At 71.4% G+C, this 14,674-nt stretch carries 16 protein-coding genes; all 16 read right to left on the reverse strand.

Annotation, left to right across the window (positions count from 1 at the left end; all coding sequences use genetic code 11):
• Window positions 1–210: 210 nt before the first annotated feature.
• Window positions 211–1,038 (reverse strand): DUF317 domain-containing protein, encoded by an 828-nt coding sequence (locus ACLZN2_RS50360; RefSeq protein WP_416986948.1) that lies wholly within the window; start codon window positions 1,036–1,038, stop codon window positions 211–213.
• 196 nt (window positions 1,039–1,234) lie between these two features.
• Window positions 1,235–1,600 (reverse strand): hypothetical protein, encoded by a 366-nt coding sequence (locus ACLZN2_RS50365; protein WP_416986949.1) that lies wholly within the window; start codon window positions 1,598–1,600, stop codon window positions 1,235–1,237.
• A gap of 110 nt (window positions 1,601–1,710) precedes the next feature.
• Window positions 1,711–2,511, reverse strand: coding sequence for a DUF317 domain-containing protein (locus ACLZN2_RS50370; protein WP_416986950.1), 801 nt, complete (start codon window positions 2,509–2,511; stop codon window positions 1,711–1,713).
• Window positions 2,508–2,873: a hypothetical protein gene (locus tag ACLZN2_RS50375; RefSeq protein ID WP_416986951.1), complete on the reverse strand. Its 366-nt coding sequence runs from the start codon at window positions 2,871–2,873 to the stop codon at window positions 2,508–2,510. The genes ACLZN2_RS50370 and ACLZN2_RS50375 overlap by 4 nt, the downstream gene beginning before the upstream one ends.
• Before the next feature lie 290 nt (window positions 2,874–3,163).
• Entirely contained in the window at window positions 3,164–3,928 is a 765-nt protein-coding gene (locus ACLZN2_RS50380; RefSeq protein WP_416986953.1) for a DUF317 domain-containing protein, read from the reverse strand.
• Window positions 3,929–4,414: 486 nt separating this feature from the next.
• Entirely contained in the window at window positions 4,415–5,074 is a 660-nt protein-coding gene (locus tag ACLZN2_RS50385) for a hypothetical protein (RefSeq protein ID WP_416986954.1), read from the reverse strand.
• Complete coding sequence (locus ACLZN2_RS50390) at window positions 5,071–5,820, reverse strand: hypothetical protein (protein ID WP_416986955.1); 750 nt, start codon at window positions 5,818–5,820, stop codon at window positions 5,071–5,073. Before ACLZN2_RS50390 ends, ACLZN2_RS50385 begins: the two co-directional genes overlap by 4 nt.
• Before the next feature lie 460 nt (window positions 5,821–6,280).
• The gene (locus ACLZN2_RS50395; RefSeq protein WP_416986957.1) at window positions 6,281–7,024 is read right to left on the reverse strand and encodes a hypothetical protein; all 744 of its coding nucleotides are present in this window, start codon (window positions 7,022–7,024) and stop codon (window positions 6,281–6,283) included.
• Window positions 7,021–7,458, reverse strand: a complete 438-nt coding sequence (locus tag ACLZN2_RS50400; protein ID WP_234383374.1) for a hypothetical protein — start codon at window positions 7,456–7,458, stop codon at window positions 7,021–7,023. The genes ACLZN2_RS50395 and ACLZN2_RS50400 overlap by 4 nt, the downstream gene beginning before the upstream one ends.
• Window positions 7,459–7,564: 106 nt before the next feature.
• Window positions 7,565–8,014: a hypothetical protein gene (locus ACLZN2_RS50405; protein ID WP_416986964.1), complete on the reverse strand. Its 450-nt coding sequence runs from the start codon at window positions 8,012–8,014 to the stop codon at window positions 7,565–7,567.
• Between the two features lie 251 nt (window positions 8,015–8,265).
• Entirely contained in the window at window positions 8,266–10,062 is a 1,797-nt protein-coding gene (locus ACLZN2_RS50410) for a hypothetical protein (protein WP_416986958.1), read from the reverse strand.
• Window positions 10,059–11,201, reverse strand: coding sequence for an AAA family ATPase (locus tag ACLZN2_RS50415; RefSeq protein WP_416986966.1), 1,143 nt, complete (start codon window positions 11,199–11,201; stop codon window positions 10,059–10,061). Before ACLZN2_RS50415 ends, ACLZN2_RS50410 begins: the two co-directional genes overlap by 4 nt.
• Before the next feature lie 192 nt (window positions 11,202–11,393).
• Window positions 11,394–11,615 (reverse strand): hypothetical protein, encoded by a 222-nt coding sequence (locus ACLZN2_RS50420; protein ID WP_416986968.1) that lies wholly within the window; start codon window positions 11,613–11,615, stop codon window positions 11,394–11,396.
• Between the two features lie 287 nt (window positions 11,616–11,902).
• The gene (locus ACLZN2_RS50425; protein WP_416986959.1) at window positions 11,903–12,346 is read right to left on the reverse strand and encodes a hypothetical protein; all 444 of its coding nucleotides are present in this window, start codon (window positions 12,344–12,346) and stop codon (window positions 11,903–11,905) included.
• Between the two features lie 81 nt (window positions 12,347–12,427).
• On the reverse strand, window positions 12,428–13,642 hold the full coding sequence (locus ACLZN2_RS50430) for an MFS transporter (protein ID WP_416986961.1): 1,215 nt from the start codon (window positions 13,640–13,642) through the stop codon (window positions 12,428–12,430).
• 27 nt (window positions 13,643–13,669) lie between these two features.
• Window positions 13,670–14,674, reverse strand: a 1,005-nt coding sequence (locus ACLZN2_RS50435) for a hypothetical protein (protein ID WP_416986963.1), incomplete at its 5' end; no start/stop codon positions are given.

Genomic DNA, 14,674 nt, shown 5'->3' on the forward strand with positions numbered 1-14,674 from the left:
GCCGTCGAGGTCGGTGTGTTCGTCGGAGTAGATGTTCCAGGCTTCGAGGATGAGTTCGCTCTCCCGCAGGAAGGCGTCCAACTGGTCCAGATGCAGCTGGTGGATCTCGTTCGGGGCAGGCGTCGTGGGGATCAAAGGCATTCCAGGTGCAGGGTCTGGTGTGAGGGCAGGGCGGGTGGTGAGCCGGGAGGCCGGGCCGCCCGGCCTGGGTCAGCGACCCCGCACGGTGGCCGGGGAGGCGGTGGCGGGAGCTGGTCCGCTGTGCGTCGGCAGGGCGGCGCTGCGTCGGACTTTGCGGGCAGCGGCGCGGGCGGCCTTCAGACGAGCCTCGTGGGCGGCGGCAAGTTGCTCGCCCTGTGGTCCGCGCTGGTGCTGGGTGACCAGATGGGAGTGGGGAACGTCGTACCGGCCGCGCTGCACAGGCTCGTCGCTGGCCAGAGCGGCGGCGAACGCGGCGATCAGATGCTGCGGCATGTTGTCGTCGAGGGAGGCGCGCCACAGCCGGTTAAGGCCGCCGAGCCCGGTGGCGAGGGTGGCTTCCGCGGTCCAGAAGAAGCGCTCAGCGGGGGAGACGGTCCAGCGGCGCAGGCTCAGGATGCCGTCCGGATGCGCGGCACGCTGGTTGCCGTTCTCGTCGCGCTCGTAGGTCCAGCCCGCCGAGGTGAGCGCCAGCCAGATGTCCGGAGTGGTCTCGGGTGCAGGCTGCAGCAGAGCGTCGGTGAGCGATGCGAGGATCTCGACAGGGGTGTTGCCGCCGAACTCCGTGTACCAGCGCCGCTCTTCGGATCCGCCGCGGATGCGCCACCATGCTGCGTACGGCTCTGGTCCGGGTTCCAGGACCAGGGTGTGCTGGTAGTCGGGGCTGGCCAGGAGGACGTGGGGATAGTCCGGGTCGGAATGGTTCTTCCACCCGGCGGCGCGCAACGTCTGCGTGATGCGTCGGGGATCGCCGCGGCCGGCCAGGTGCCGAGGGCGGGTCTCGAACCAGATGGTGTTCTGGGGCTCGTTGGCGCGGGTGGGGAAGTAGGGGTGGGTCACTGGGTTGTTGATGAGAGAGGGATGGAGAGGGCCAGACCGCTGCCAGTCCGCTCGGATTGATCGGCGTTGGCCGGTGTGTCGGCGGGCGTGCGACCGCCGGCGTCACCGGTTCCAGCCGGGGGAAGGGGATTGGTGTCGTGCGGGATGCGCCAGGAGAACTGGGCGGAGTGCTCGGTCAGCTGCCGGTCCGCGTGGGTCACGAACGGCCCTGTGCCGTATCGAGTTCGGGGCGCAGGATGGCCCGCAGTTCGTCGAGCGTGTAGTGCAGGCTGTGGTGGCCGGTCTGCTCCCACGCTGCGCTGCGCAGGTCGGCGACGAGGGTGAGGGCAGCGCCGTGCGGGATGGTGGGGTTGTCGGTGAGGGCTCGGGCGAAGGCCCGCAGCGTGTCGCCGAGTTGGATGGGAAGGCCGGCGTATTCGTCGAGCAGCGGCTCCATGAGGGCGAGTGCCGTGCGCAGGTCGGGGTTGGTGCGCAGATACTCCGTGAGCTGCGACAGGGTCTCGGCGGCGTCGCGGATGTCGTCGGGGGTGGGGGTGACGTCGTCCGGGAAGTGGTCGGGCATGAAGGGTCCTTGGTTGAGTGGGAGCGGGCCCGGGCGCAAGACTGCGGGCTGAGTGCGTCGCCCGTCGGGCTGGCATCGGGTCCGGCTGTGCGAATGGCGACGGTGTGTAATCAGCGGCGGCGTGTGCTGCCCGCTGTGGAGTAGGGGCCTGGGGCGGGGGTGCGTCGGGGCCGGGCGGTCGTCCAGGAGCTGCGTGCCCAGGTCGCGGCGCGGGCGGCGGTGATCCGGGCCTGCTGCCAGGCTCCGAGTTCGGAGGGCAGCACGGAGACGGAGGTGGTGCGGATCCGGGTGGACGGCGGGACGTGCCCGCGCGGACGCATCACCGGCCGTGGGTCGGCCAGAGCGCTCGCGAACGCCTGGATGAGGTGCATCGGGGTGGTCGGCGTGAACGTCGCGTCCCAGCTCCGGCCGTGCTCGGTGCCGGCTCCGGCGAACCAGTGGGCCTGCCCGGCCCCGTCGGAGTAGAACTGCACGAACGCGTCGCCGTCCGGGCTTGTCGCGGTGAACTGCCCATTGCGTTCGGTCCTCCAGCCCTGCTGCTGAAGCGGTGCCCAGACGTTGGGCGCGTGAGCGGAGCGGGGCTGGGTGAGCGCGTCGGTGAACCCGGCGACGATCTCCACAGGTACTTGTCGTCCGAATGTTGCATGCCACGCGTGCTGCTGCGCTGTCGGCTTGCCGGAGACTGTCCAGCCGCCGGGCTGGGTGAACGGGTCGTAGCCGACACGGACCGTACGGTCGGGGCTGTCGAAGACGAGACGGCCTCCGGTGGTGGACTTGTCCTTCCAGCCCGAGGCGCGCAGGAACTCTGTGACGTGCCGCAGGTCGCCGCCACCGGCGAGATGGCGGGGCTGGATGAGGTAGTGCTGCTCGGGCTGCTGGCCCGGCCCCCAGCCGGTCCACTGCTTCTTCATCGGCGCCGCCTGACGACGAGAGACGAAGCGACCGGTGGCGGTGTTGCCGGCCGGGGTGGGGCGGCGGGGTTGGCGAGGGCGTCGAGCTGTTCGACGTGCTCGTCGAGGTCTTGGCCGATGCTGTGGAGTTCGTTGGCGGCGCGGCCTACTGCCAGCCAGACCTCGGGCGGGAGGATGCCGCGCTCGGAGTGGTGCTTGGCGAACTGTGAGCCGGTGGCCATCAAAGCGGTGAACCGGCCCAGAACACCGATGTCCTGGTCGAGGACGGTGGCGAGGATGTGGGCGGCCTCGCGCGGCGGTGCGAGCGCGAGATGTTCGGACAGTCGGCCGAGCTGGTCGGCGATCTCCTGGGCGAATCTCACGGGGTGAACAGAGGGGTCGGTCACGGGCCTCCTGGTCGGGGTGCGGTGGCGTGGGAGTTAGCTGTGGTGGCCGAGGATGCGGGGTTCGTCCAGGGCGGCTTCGGGCTGGCCGGTTGCCAGTGGGGTGGCCCCATCACGAGGGCTCAGGACGAGGGCACGCAGGTATCGGCGGAAGAGGAAGACAGCCAGGCGGGGCGGACGTTCAGTTGTGATCGTCGGCGGGGTTCGGCGGGGTGCGAGAGGTACGGAAAGCTCCTGAGATGGGGGTGATGGGGGGAAGGAAAGAGCGGTCAGCGGGTGCGGGGCGCGCGCCGGGAGGAGGGCCGCGGTGCGGCGGGTGATGCGGCGGCGAGGCGGTGGCCACGGGCTTCGGTGATCCGTGCTTCGAGCTGTGCCTGCTCGTCGTCATATCCGTGGGGGGTCTGGGTGAGGCGGGTATAGGGCCCGCATCCGTACAGCGGTGTTCCGATGGCCATCCGCGGCAGCGGGTCGTCGGAGGCGAGGCTGCGGGTGAACGCGGCGACGACACCGGGCGGCGTGTGGGTGCTGAAGACGGCTGTCCACCAGGTATGTCCGTCGACCGTGCAGGCGGCGTGCCACGGCCCGCGCGTGGTGCTGAGTGCGGTCTCCTCGGTGAAGCGGACCAGGCCGTCCGGCGAGACGACCGTAGGCGTGGGGGCTGCGGCGTCCCGGTCCGCGGTCCAGCCTGCCGCGTGCAACGAGCCGAGGACATCAGGGCGGTGGTGGGAGTCAGGCAGCAGCATGGTGTCCACGAGCGCGGTGACGTACTCGACGGGAAGGTGCGCGCCGAGGATCGCTGCCCATTCGCGGCCAGCGGGAGTGGTGGCGCGCAGGTTCCAGGTCCAGGCTCCCCGGCGGTTGAGGGCGACATGCAGGCGGCCGTTGGGGCTGGCCAAGGCGGTGTGCTGGTCGATCGTGGACACGTTCCGCCAGCCGTGGCCACGCAGCAGCCATTCGGTCAGATGCTCCCAGTCGCTGCCGCCGGCGAGGTAGCCGGGCGCCGCCAGGACATAGGGGACGGTGGGGTGGGGCATGGGGCTCCTGCGGAACGAACAGAGGGCTTGGGTGAAGTCAGCCGGCGCGGCGGGAGCTTCGGGCCAGGGAGGACGCTTCGGCTGAGGGTGCGGGTGTGGTGGGTGCGGCGCGCTGGGCTCGGATCTGGGCGGTGGCGCTGCGGTAGGCGGATTCGTCGAAGAGGTAGTCGGGGATGTGGACCGACGTATCCGGCCATCAGCAGCGCGGGAACGGCGCGGGAGGCGAGCTGCTTCTTCTCGTCCTCGCCGAGGTGTGCAGGAGCCTCGTGCCAGACGTAGGTCGGACCCGAAGGGCCCGCGGGCTGGACGGTGCTGCGTTCGAAGCCGAGCCGGTCGAGCAGCGCGAGGAGCTGCTCGGGTGCGCCGGTGGGGGTGTCGGCGTGGACGGTGTCGGTCAGGGGTTTGCGGTAGATCTCGACGTCGGTGCCTTCGTCATCGGCACGGTTTCCCACGCGCAGTTGCTCCTGTTCGGGGACGGGCGGCGCGTCAGTGCCGCCGAGCGGACGGTGGCTGAGGCAGGGCTGTTGGGGTCGTCGCTGAGCGTGGCAGACGTGGGGACGTCGCGGCCTGATTGCGGATGCGCTCGATCCGCAAGGTGTATGCGGACAGGCCCTGGGTGGTGTTTCTCAGCTCGGCCGCGAGGTCGGTGTCGTCGTCGGCAGGGCCGAGGTGTTCGGCCCAGGACATCCAGATGACGTTGAGGGCTGTGACGAGATGAGGCAGCAGCCCGTTATGCGGTGCGGCGATCTGCGTCAGGATCCCGGCCACCTCGCGATCGCTGTCGGCATCGCGGGCACGCTCAGCGAGCCGGTGAAGGTAACGGTGGGCGGCCTTGCGGTCCCCGTCCGAGGTGTTCAGCGTGTTGAGGTCGGGGTCGAGGTGGACGCTGTATCCGGCCTGCAACAGCGCGAGGGCTGCGGCCGTGGCGCCGGTTCGCTGCTGGTCGACGGTCATGGTGTGGGGCTGGCGGTGGTACGGGCCGCGAGGGCCGGGGGCGTCGATGAATCCCCCGGCCGCCTGCAGAATGCCAGCCGCGCGGTCGTCGCCGCCGATGGCGACGACCAGTTGCGTGCGCGGATCGCGGGTGATGGTGATGTAGTCGAGGACGAAGAAGTCCGGCTCGCCCCCCTGAGCGCGGCCGTTCACCGCGTGCGGTGAGAGGCCGGAGCTGGCCTGGCGGGGGGCTGGGCGTGGGTGATGTCCGGCGCGGTCCGGCCTGTCGGGCGGGAGAGCAGGACGCCGACGCCCAGCGCGGACAGCCGGTGGCCGACGGCGCGGACGGATGCGGCAACCTGGGCTGAATCGCCGTCGGACAGCACGAACAGGTTGCGTGCCTCGTCGGACACGAAGCCGTGCTCGGTGAGGGCCTTGGCCACGTCTGCGCGGTCGGGCCGGGCGGTCACAATGTCCTCGCCGGACCAGGTCAGCACCACACGCTCCTGCTGGTCGGTCGGCTGGGTGGAGAGGCAGGCGGCGTTGTCCCGCACCTGGGCGAGGGCTTGCTCGTAGCGGGGCAGCAGGCGCAGCGAGACGTGCTTGGCGGCGCGGAAGGGGTTCGCGACGACGGCGATGCCGTCGGGCTCACGGACCCCGCGGTACGCCTCGGTGGGCAGGTCGTTAGGGGCCATGGCGGCGATGAGGAAGCCGTCGTCGTTGCGGTCCATGACGAACAGCCGGGTGCCGTCCGCGCGCCGGGTCAGAACCGCGCAGTGGTCGAGGGAGTGCTCGGCGAGAGCGGCGGCGACCTGGTCCAGGTCCCAGACCTCGGCGGTCAGTTCGCCGTGGTCGGTGGAGCCGCCGCGGTCGGGGTGGTACTGGCTGCTCCATTGGCCGGGCAGTTCGCCGGCGAGGACGGCGGCGAAGGAGGCGAGAGAGTCATCGGTGGCGGGCAAGGGTTTCCTCAAGGGATGGGGCATCTTCGGCGGCCGGTGGGGGTCGGCACGGCGGGGAGGGGATGCAGGGTGGTGGGGATGTGGGGCGCGGGCAGGAGCAGACGGCGGAGGCTTCCGTCTCGCCCGGCCCGGTCTCGACGGTGCAACGACCGTCGCCCGGGGTGTTGATGCCGGTCGACGAGGTCGGCGCGCCTGTGGGCCAGGTCGGTTCAGACGATCTGCAGCCGCTGGTGGTGTGCCAGTCGGCGGGGTGGCCGAGGTGTTCGTAGAAGTCGGCAGTAGTGGCGAGTACGTCGCCCAGGGCGGTCAGGATGCCGTCGTGGGTGGCGGTAACTCGATGAGGACATCGGTGGCTTCGTCCGTGGTGATGGCCTGGCGTAGGCGCTCGGCGAGATGAGCGACCTGGGCGCCGAGCGGAAGCTCGTACGCTTCGCGGCGGTCGGTAAAGAGCGGCAACTTTCTAAGGAGTTGATCGAGTACCAGCGGACGCGGACGTGGCGGGGACAGACGCCCCGGGGGCGGGGACGGGCGGGCGGAATGGGGCGGTCAGGTCCGCGGCAACGCTGTCCAGGTCCTGCTGGATGCCGTACAGGCGGCGAGCGATCCACTCCAACTGGTGTTCTGTGACCAGGCAGTCGGGGTGGGGAAGGGCGCCGAGGCGGTGCGCCGCGTGCTCGACGAGCCCGCGCGCGGTGGCCAGCGGCCCGGTGGTCTCGTCGGCGAGCTGGTGCAACAGCTCGCCGAGCTGCCCCGTCGTCCCGACAGCCGCGCGCACGGCGGCCGGGGGAGCGGCGGTGCGCCGCGACGACCGGGCGGGCAGGGGCGCAAGGAGGCTGAGGGCGGTCTCCAGGAGTCGGCATTCCGCCGCCATCCGGAGGAGCAAGCTGGCCTGGACGGTCCAGGTGCCGTCGGGGCGAATGAGGTTGGCGATCAGGTCGAGCCGCCGGGGCTGAGCCTGGAGGGCGATCCAGCGGCAGCCCTTGGTGTCGCCGGGGGCGGCGGTGCCCGCGGCGCGGGCCAGGCGGTGCGCGATCTCGGACCATTCCGGGCCGGTGAACTGGCGGTCGCGGGGGGCCAGACGCACGTCGGCGTGCCAGATGGCGAAGCGTTCCTTCTGCGGGCCCTTGGCGCGGGGATGCTCCCACGACGGCGCGTCCGGGTGGTCCGCCCAGTCCTTGGACGTCCGGATCCGCTGGAGGGTCACCGGCCACCTCGGGCGTCGGCGCGGTGGACGAGCTGGTTGAGGTGGGTGAGCGAGTACCAGCCGCAGTCGAAGGACCCACTGGCCGAGGGCACCTTGGGCAGGACGTAGTCCTCCAGGGCCCGGCGGTAGATCAGGCAGTCGGGGCAGTGACGGGAGAGGTGGATCATGTAGCGGGGGTGGGCGGTGATGAAGGTGCGCTCGCCGCCCTTGGGATTGCGCAGCCGCCAGCCGTCCTCGTCCGTCGGTGTGTGCCAGGAGGGGGCGACGATGGTCATGACGTCGCCCGACAGATGGCCGTCGGCGACGCCGGTGGGGATCACGACGGTGTCGCCCGGGACGAAATGGGCGTGGGTGATGTCCCGCCTGGCGGTGAGCGTCTCCAGGGACGGCGTCCAGGCGGCGGGTATGTGCGAGGGGCCGGGAGCGTCGGGCACAGCATGGGTCCTTCCACGAGCGGCACGGGTGGCGGTGGGAGGCTCAATGCTCCGGCGGATCCCCGGTTTCGGTAACCGGGGATCGTCGGGTATAACCGCTGGTCGGCTACCGGAAGGGGTTCTCGGTGCTGCGGTCGTGTTCGGTGGCGGCGTCGAGGAGTTCGGGCAGATCGGTGCCCTCGGCATCGCGCTGGTCGATCCACCATCCGGCCCGGGTGACGGTGCGGATCTTCTCCTCCAGCACCGTCCAGTCGGTCTCGTCCCAGGTGCCCTCGGTGACCAGGGCGGCATACGCGCGGGTGACCAGCTGATGGCGGGAGCGCTCGCCCCAGCCTTGGGCGCGTTCGGTGCCCTCCAGCGGCGGCATCTCGAACTGCTCGGTCCACTCTGCGGCGGCCTGCTGCTCTTCGGTGCGCCGGGCGGCGAGCCACTCTTCCTTGCTGGCACTGTCGCCGTCGCGGGCGGCCTTCCAACAGTCGGTGCAGTCGCGTTCGGTCAGCCAGCGGGCGAATCCGGCGCGCCGGTCGGCAGGGCGGTCGGACAGGTCGTGCGTGATCTCGTGTCCACAGGTGTGGACGACGGTCCAGGTCTTCTGGACCCCCGGGGAATTCCGTTTGATGGGCGTTGCGTTCGAGGTCGGGCTGCTGGTTTGGGGCTTCAAATCGAGTGCCTTTCGTTGGCGGTTGGGGTGGTGGCCTGCGTCGTTGTGGAGGGTCGTGCATCAGATGCACGATTCATGCGGCGGACGGAGGTGGTCTGGAGTGCTTGGCGGTGGTCTCGGGGGACGCTTCCGCCTTCTGCGTCGTCTCAGCGTGTCCTGCGGATGGCGTCTGTGGCCGCCTTGGCGATGGCGACGGGAGCGCTGGAGGGCTGGGGCAGGTGCAGCAAGGTGGTCCCCGGCAAGTGCTGGGACTCTGCGGTGAGGGTGAGCTGGAGTACGGCGCAGCCGGCGGTCGTGAGCTGCTTGACGCGGGTGACGGCTTGAGTGGTTTCGTCGCTGCCGTAGTGGGCGTCGGTGACGATCACGAGGAGGCGGCCGGTGCCGGGGCGGCTGAGTTCGAGGCCGTGGTCGAGTGCGTCGATGGCGTCGCCGAGGTTGTGGTGGCCGCCGGTGGCATCGAACGTCGTCACGCGCTCTGGTGCTCGGTGGGTGGGTCGGATCAGTGCGGTCAGGTGCCTGTCGTAGGCGATGGTGGCGGTGAGGGAGTCGGGGTCGGTCAGGGCTGCTGCGCGTGCCACGATCCAGGCAGCGGACGCGACGGGCGCGCAGGCGGCTCGCATGGAGCCGGAGACGTCGACGGCGATACCCACACGCAGCGGTGGGGTGGGGGAGTTCCGGCGGCGGGTGTGGGTGAACGGTTCCGCGGTGGGGACCGACCCGGCCGCGCGCTGGGCGTCGCGGGCGAGGGCCGCGCGCATGTTGAGGCGGCCGGGCGGGGTGGGGCTGGTGGTCCGCTCCTCGGTCCGCTCGCGGTAGGCGGCGGCGCGCAGGGCGCAGCTCAGGCGCGCGGCGGCTTTCTGCTCGGCGGCGGTGGGCCTGCGGGTGCCGGTGACCGGGTTGCTGTGGGGCGCCGGTGTGCCGTCGGGGGTGACGGTGCCGCGGGCGTTGAAGACCGACTTGGCGGTGGCGGCGGCTTTGCGTCGCTGGCTGGCCCGCTGGGCGCGGTCCTGGGCCTGCGCTTTGGACTGCGCGGCCATGGCGTTGGTCGCTGCGGCCTGTGCCGCGAGGTCGGCGGCGTCGGTGGCTGCCGTGCTGTCCATGACGACCCCCACGGCGCCGGACAGCAGATCGGTGAGGTTGTCCGGCATGGGCAGGGCGGGGGCCGCGGTGTCCAGAGCGTCGCACCATTGTTGAGCGTGCGCGAGCATGGTCGTGGCGTCGTGGTCGGCGCACTGGTGGGCTGCGGTCCAGATGCGGGTGAGGGTGGCCAGCAGGTTTGCGCCCAGCACCTTTTCGCACAGATCGGCGACGGCCTGGGTCTCGCCGGCGTCCAGGATGCCGACGTCACGGCGGCCGAGGATCAGGGCCGCCACGGCGGCGGCGTGCTCGATGCCCTGGAGGGTGGGGTGGGCGATGTCGGGCATGACCAGGGTTCGGGCACTGGTGCGCAGGTACGTGCGGTCCGTGGGCCGCGTGATCAGGTGTGCGCCTTCGACGCGGCTCTCCTCCAGCAGGAGCGCGGCCTCGACGACACGGGGGTCCGCTCCGGCAGGCGGTGTCCAGACGGAGTGGGCCGCGTGCGCGGCCTCGTGGACGAACACTCCCCAGGCGGCGGGATACCGGTCCTCGTCGCCCACGATCCGCGGATGGATCTCGTGGGGCTTCAGCGGGGCGAACAGGCGGGCGTCGAACTCGACCTCGCCCAGAGTGGGGAAGAACGCGGCCGGTGCGCCGCTGCGCGTGCCGGGGCGGCAGGTGACGAGGAGGTCTGGGCGGCCGGAGAGGGCGACCAGCCGGTCGCCGAGTTCGGCTCCCACGCGCAGCCACGCGGCTGGGGAGGAACGGGGTTGCGCGGGCGGGGCGCCGTCGTCGTCCCAGCGGGCGAGGTCGGCGTCGTCGTCCCGGGTGGTGGTCGGGGACTGGACGTGGTGGTGGGCGCTCATCGCGAGCGGCCCCGGTGTGCGGAGCCGGTGCTGCCCGGGGGCTGCCGGACGGCCGAGGCGGGGAGCTGCTTGCCGAGGGTGAGGGGCGCGATCTTCTTGACGCCGACCGCCTTGATGACGGCGGCGGCGACGGCGTCGCGATCCTCCACAGGAGCGATGCCGACGAGGTTCGCGAGCGCGGCTTTGGTGCCGAGGACGGCCTCGGTCTTCTGGTAGCTGAGCAGTTCCCGCAGTTGGGGGGCCCAGCCCAGCTCGCCGAGTTCGACCTGGCGGGCGAGGTGTCGGGCGACCCGGACCACCCGGGCATCGATCCTCAAGGCCAGGGCGAGGTCATAGTCCGTGCCGATCTGGATCTGCACGCTGAACCGGCTCGCGAGCGCCTCCGTCAACACCGCGCCGTGGACGCCGGGATTGTGGCCCGCCACCACGTAGAAGCCCGGCTCGGCCTTGATGGTCTCGCCCTTGTGGGCCTTGACCTGGATCTGCCTGCGCCCGTCCATCGCGGGATACAGCGCCGCCAGGACCTTCGGTGAGATCAAGGTGGCATCGTCGATCAGCAGGGCGCGGCCCTCGGTCATCGCGGTGACCAGCGGACCGTACTGGAAGACGTAGGCTCCCGCGTCGTCCTGTGTGTACTCGCCGATCAAGTCGCCGACCGTGGTGTCGCCGTCACCGGCGACGGTGAGCAGGTCCGGGAACGCCGCCTCGACCAGACTCGTCTTGCCGGTGCCCGGAGGGCCGTAGAGCAGCACCGGCACGTCGGCGTCGCGCAGACGGTTCAACGCCTCGACGTCGGGCAGATCGGCCAGCTCCCGGGGGTGGTAGAGCTGGCCCCCCGCGCGGCGGATCGGGCCGGTCTGCCTGGGCGTGGCTGCTGCGGGAGTGGTCGTGCGGGCCGTGGTCGTCTGGGCGCGGGGAGAGTGGGTGCCCGGTGGGCTGATCACAGCGGTCTGCGCGGCTGCGGCGGTTTTCGCGTTCGCGCGGAACTCCGGTTGTCCGGTTCCGCCTTGGTCGGCCTCGCCGCGTCGCACCAGGGTGAGGGCGGCGTTGCGGACGGCGCCGTGGGAGTGGCCCAGCTGCCTGGCCATGTCCCCGATGGTGAGCGTGTCCGCCGGCCGGTCGGCCAGCAGTCGGGCCACCTTGGCCCGTAGTTCGCCGCCCTTGGTGCGCGCTGGACTGGTAGGTGTTCCGGGTGTGGTCAATGAGGGCCCTTCAACAGGTGCGGGTGCGGGCGGGGTTGGCGATGCGCTGGAGGGGCTGGCCGCTCTCGGAGCGGATCACGGAGTGTGCCGACATCGGCGATCGGGCCGACCGGGGCGTGCCGTCGGCGCTCACCGGCCGACCGAGGGCTCGGTCCAGGTGCAGGGGATGGCCGGCGACGAGCAGCTCGCTGGCTGCCGAGCAGGCCCGTGCGTCCGCTCCGTACCGGGTTCCGTCGCTCGGCAGGCGCAGCCTGGCGTCTCTTCGAAGCCGGCCTGGAGCAGGATCCGCCGGGCGGCGGCGTTGTAGCCGGTGGTGGTGATCTCGCCGGTGACGGTGTGCCGGATCGGCATGAACGGCTCTGCTGGTGCGTCGGGCAAGACGGATCTCCTATCGGTGGTGGCGGGAAAGCGGTGGGGTGTTGGGCGAAGGCGAGGCGGACCCGGAGCTTCCAGCACAGCAACGGTGCGTGGCTGGACCACGAACGATGAGCAATGACTGCCGACATGCTCCAGGGCGGGCCTCACCACCCCTCAGCTACCTGACTCGCCTTTCCGCACGTTCCGATAGCCGGGTGTACCAACAACGGCCATGGGCGGGGATTCTCCTTGTGTTGGGATCGGCGTGGGCGTCGGCGGGGTCAGGGGGTGCGGGAGGCGGGTGCGTGTTGCTGGGCGAACTGCTCGGCGGCGCGTTCGAGGAGGTCCGCCTGGCGCCGCGGGGTCTTGCGGGCAGCGGTGGCCAGGACGCCGTCGATCCGGGCATCGAGGGTGCTGACGGCGTTCAGACCTGCGGCGCGGGCGACGGTTAGGCGCAGTTCGGCGTCGACCCAGGGCCAGTGCTCGGTCTTGGGCACCGGGGTGGTCTCGTCGCCGCCCAGGGACGAAGCCAGGCCGCGCAGGTAGTCGCCGCCGTCGCTGAGAATCTCGGGCAGCGGGATGTCGTCCTCGGCCATGAAGACGCCGTGCTGCAGGAGTGTCAGGACGGCGCAGCGCAGCAGGGTGGGCTCGTCGCGGTCGGGCGAGGTACAGACCGGGCAGTCCTCGATGTGGTGGTCCCAGACGGGCGAAGACGGGCGGGGCATGGCGGAAGGGCCTTTCGTGATGGGGCATGGGAAGTGAGGCGGTGGCGACGTCCCCCGGGCAGGGGGACGAAGGCGGTGGGCTCAGTGCTCACCGCGGGCGGTGATGCGGTGGCGGGCGCAGGTGAGGACCGTCAGGGCGAGGGCGGCTCCGGCCGTGGGCAGGGCCGCGGCGGTGATGCGGTGGGTGGCGAGGGCCCCGGCCAGGGCGGTGCCGGCGGCCTGGCCGACGCCGACCGAGGCGATCAGCCAGGCGTACGCTTCGGTTCTCCGCTGAGGTGGCACGAGGGCGTCCGCGGTCGTGAAGCCGCAGGCGATCACCACGGTGAGGAACACGCCCGGCACGGTGACCACGACGGTCGCCATGCGAGGGCCGGGAAGGGCGAGCAGCGGCAGCCACCCGGCGCAGAATCCGGCCGCGGCCGATAGCAGTTGAACGATGGGCGAGCCGGGCCAGGCTCGGCGGGCGTAGAGGAGGCCGCCGAGGAAGCTGCCGGTGGCGAAGGCTGCGGGGATCAGCCCGGACAGCAGCTCCACCTCGTGCAGTTCGGCCATGGCCACCGCCCAGACGTTCATGGCGCCGAGGGCGATCCCGAAGCCGGCATGGGCCAGGAAGACCAGCGACAGGGGCGTGCTGTGCAGCCCGGTCGCGGCGGAGCCAGCGGTGTGCTGCGGGCGCCAGGCGCGCGACGGGGGCGCGGTGAGCACCACGGCCGTGCCCACCAGGCCGAGCACGACGGTCGCGAGAATCGCAGCGGGGGGACCGTAGGCGGCGGCGAGCGCGGCGACCAGGAGCGGGCCGGCGATGTACAGCAGGCCCTGGGAGCCGGTGTCGAGCGCGAGGGCGACCCGGCGCCGGCCAGGGTCGGGCAGGACGGTGGGCCACAGAGCCCGCAATCCCGCCTCCAAGGGAGCGGAGCACAGGCCCGCGAGCACGACGGCGAAGAGCGCGAAGGTCGGATCGTCCCCGATCAGCAGGAGCAGCAGACAGCCGGAGCTGATGACTGCGCCGGGCGCGGACACCGGCATCTGGCCATGGCGGTCCATCAGCCGGCCCTTGACCGGCTGGGAGAGCGCGCCAGCCAGCCCGTACAGGGCGCTCAGCAGTCCGGCTGAAGCCAGGGAGGCGCCTTGGGAGGTGACAAGAAGCACGATGGCGACGGGCGCCATGCCGTTGGGCATGCGTCCGACGAGGGTGCCGCCGAGCAGCCGGGCGACATGCCGGCTGCCCAGCACAGCGCGATAGGAAGTCGAGGCGGCGGCCGGGGGCTGGGCCGGCGCGTGATCGGTGGTGGTCAATTGCGGAGAGGGGTTTCCATTCAGGGCTCAGCGGCGTAGGGCGGAGTTGTTGGCGGACACCGGGGGTGCGGGCGGCGGCGTTGTACGGACTCGCGTCGGCACGGGTGCTGTGGAGGGCGGCGGCCAGGTGATATCTCGGGCCATCTCGATCAGTTGCTCGCCCTCGGTGAGCCACAGCTCCATCGCATCCACCGGAAGCGGGGCACCAGCGGCGGAGCCGGTGAACGACAATTCGCCGCTGTTGGCCTCGTGTGCTGCCTGGAGGTCGGCCTCGACGCGGTCGAGGAACGCAGTCTCCTGCCCGGTGAGGGGCTTGCCACCTGGACGGCGGAGGGTGGCGATGAACTCAGGTGCGTGGGTGAGGAATCGGTCCAGTGCGGCATCGAGGTCGGGGGGATACGGCGTGAGCACGGTGCCGGGCTCGAAAGTCTCCTGGACCCACGTGAGGTCGTCTTCCACTTCGCGTAGCCGCGAGAGGTGGACGGCCTGCTCGTACTCGGGCAGGAGGCGATTGCGGATCGCCCCGGCGGTGAGGTGGGCGTTGTGCGCGATGATGCTGCGCGGGCCCGGGGCGATCGCGTTGACGTGGTCCGGGCTGGGGAGCAGAGCGCCGACCAGATACTGACGGTCCCCTGGCTGCTCAACGAGGAGCAGTTCGGTGCCGGCGCCGTCGAGGAGAATCGCTGCGCAGGGCACCCGGATCTTCTCCAGGCTGGACATCAGCGGCCCGGAGGTCCACATCCGCTCCAGCAGATCGCCGGGCGTCCGCTGCGACGGGAAGGTCTCGATGGTCGCCTCCCACGGGCCGGGCAGGCCCTCGCAGACGACGGAGGCGATATCACCCAGGTACGGGCCCTCACGGGTGATGACCGTGGCTCGGCAGTCACGGGCGGCCTGGTGAAGGTGGACGAGGGCCTCACGTGCCTTGATGGGTTCGTCCAGGGGCAGTTGGTAGATGCCGTCGCGGTCCGTGGCGAAGCCCGCGAGGTCCAGAGCCGTCTCGGCCCACCGGTGACCGTCCCCGCTGGGGAG

The organism is Streptomyces sp. T028 (genome assembly GCF_048159505.1).
Taxonomy (GTDB): domain Bacteria; phylum Actinomycetota; class Actinomycetes; order Streptomycetales; family Streptomycetaceae; genus Streptomyces.

Excerpts from the sequence above, each read along its gene's own strand:
- ACLZN2_RS50365 (WP_416986949.1), bottom strand. The coding sequence starts at position 1,600 with ATGCCCGACCACTTCCCGGACGACGTCACCCCCACCCCCGACGACATC.
- ACLZN2_RS50370 (WP_416986950.1), bottom strand. The coding sequence starts at position 2,511 with ATGAAGAAGCAGTGGACCGGCTGGGGGCCGGGCCAGCAGCCCGAGCAG.
- ACLZN2_RS50380 (WP_416986953.1), bottom strand. The coding sequence starts at position 3,928 with ATGCCCCACCCCACCGTCCCCTATGTCCTGGCGGCGCCCGGCTACCTC.
- ACLZN2_RS50410 (WP_416986958.1), bottom strand. The coding sequence starts at position 10,062 with ATGAGCGCCCACCACCACGTCCAGTCCCCGACCACCACCCGGGACGAC.
- ACLZN2_RS50420 (WP_416986968.1), bottom strand. The coding sequence starts at position 11,615 with ATGCCGATCCGGCACACCGTCACCGGCGAGATCACCACCACCGGCTAC.
- ACLZN2_RS50425 (WP_416986959.1), bottom strand. The coding sequence starts at position 12,346 with ATGCCCCGCCCGTCTTCGCCCGTCTGGGACCACCACATCGAGGACTGC.